This window comes from Rhodococcus sp. (in: high G+C Gram-positive bacteria) (assembly GCF_049286785.1).
In the GTDB taxonomy this organism is placed as follows: Bacteria; Actinomycetota; Actinomycetes; order Mycobacteriales; family Mycobacteriaceae; genus Rhodococcus_F.
Genome location: NZ_JBAQEO010000675.1, coordinates 1 through 2,080 on the forward strand (window position 1 = coordinate 1; position 2,080 = coordinate 2,080).

General features: G+C 68.7%; 1 protein-coding gene. It reads right to left on the reverse strand.

All coding sequences use genetic code 11. The features are described from left to right. Nucleotides 1–2,080: condensation domain-containing protein (locus WAW17_RS24400; RefSeq protein ID WP_422335461.1), on the reverse strand; the 2,080-nt coding region annotated here is incomplete at both ends.

Sequence of the window (2,080 nt, forward strand, 5' to 3'; positions counted from 1 at the left end):
TTGCCCTCGGTCGCGTACAGCGTGAGCAGGTCACGGATGAGCAGCGGCATCGACCAGCCGTCGAGCAGGATGTGGTGATTGGTGACGATCAACCGTTGCGTGTCGGGTCCCGTCCGGATGAACATGAACCGGAGCAGCGGCGCGATCACCATGTCGAATCCGCGGACCCGATCCTGGTCGAGGATGCGAGCGATCTCGGCCTCGCGCCGTTCGTCGTCCAGAACCGTGAGATCGATATCGACCCAGGGCAATTCGGCATGGCCGTGGATCACCTGGAGGGGGGTTCCGTCCTCGTCGTACACGAACGACGCCCGCAGGTTCGCGTGCCGGTCGAGAAGCGCCTGCCCCGCCACACGGAGACGCGACGCGACGGCCCCGCGCAGTTCGATCGTCATCTGAACGGTGTAGGAGTCGATGGAATCGTGCGCCAGAAGCGCATGGAAGAGCAGGCCCGACTGCAGCGGGGAAAGCGACCAGATATCGGTCAGATCCGGGAAGCGTGCCTCGATGCGATCGATCGCGTCCTGATCCAGGTCGACCAGGTCGAGATCGGACGGGGTCAGACCGCCTGCGTCCGGGCGGGACGCGTACGTCGTGAGCGCAGTCAGTGCCTGCGTCCACAGTTCCGCCAGCTCCCGGACCTCCCCGGCTTCCAGAACACCGGCTGCATACGCCCAGGTGGCGCGGAGCTGCGGACGGTCGTCCACTGCTGTCGTCACCGCGTTGACGTCGATCGCGGACGTCACCGGCGTGTCGAGGTCCTGGGCGCGGTCCATGTCGACTTCACCGGTCGGGGTCCAGCCCACACCGGCGCCGCCCTCCGACAGATCGGCGGCGAAACGCCCCAGGTAGTTGAAACTGATTTGCGGCAGCGACCGTGCCGCCAGCAGCGGTGCTGTGTCCTGGTCGAGGTAACGCAACATGCCGTAACCCATGCCGTGGTCCGGAATGGCCAGCAGTTGTTCCTTGACGGCCTTCATCGCCGCACCGGCCGCGGGGCCGCCGGCGAATGCGTCGTCGAGGTCGATACCCGCAAGATCCAGGCGGACCGGGAACATCGCCGTGAACCCAGCGACGGTGCGGCCCAGAGCGGCGCCCGGCACCACCGGGTCCTCCCGGCCGTGTCCCTCGAGGCTCACCAGGGTGCCGTCGATGCGACGGCCCTGGGCGGCGGTGGAGTGCGAACGCCGCCACCGAGTGACCGCCATGGCCAGCGCGGTGAGCAGGCCGTCGTTGACGCTGCCGCGGAAGGTATCGGGAAGGGCCGTCAGTACCGCCTCGCTGACCTCGGCGGGCAGTTGGACCGTGATCCTGCCGACCGTCGCGTTGACATCGATGTCCGGGTCGAGGGGGCGCGACCCGACCAGCGGGTCCTCGCAGTCCAGGATGCGCTGCCACAGGTCGAGTTCACCGACCCGATTCGCCGCCTCCTCCACCAGCCCGTGGGCCCAGCGCCGCATCGAGGTCCCCACCGGCTCGAGCAGGGGCTCCTGACCGGCGGACAGTTGTGCCCACGCCACCGCGAGATCGGGAACGAGGATGCGCCAGGACACCCCGTCGACCACCAGGTGATGAGCCACCACCAGCAACCGGCCACCCTCGTCGCCGGCGTCGAACCACACGACCTGCATCATCACGCCTGCCGCGGGATCCAGCCGATCCAACGCCGCGTCGAGTTCGGCGACGACGGCGGCAGCGAAGGCACGGGTGCCCGGGGCTTCGGGCACGGAGACACGGCGGATCAGGTCCCGCGCCGAGACGGAGCCGACGGGCCGGACCTCGAGGTGCGAGCGCTCGGGCGCGACGATCAGTTGTGCACGCAGCATGTCGTGACGGTCGATCACGGCCTGGAACGTGCCGATCAGCGGTTCGAGTTCGCGGAGCTCGGGGGGTGCCGTCAGCAAGGCGGACTGCGACATCCGGTCGAACTCCCCGCCGCGTTCGAGCAGCCACGACACGATCGGCGTCGCCGGCATCTCCCCCACACCACCACCGGGCAACTCCTCGAGCACCACCACATCGGCAGCACCCGCCCACGACGCCACCTCCGCCAACGCCGCCACCGTCTTGGCCTCGAACA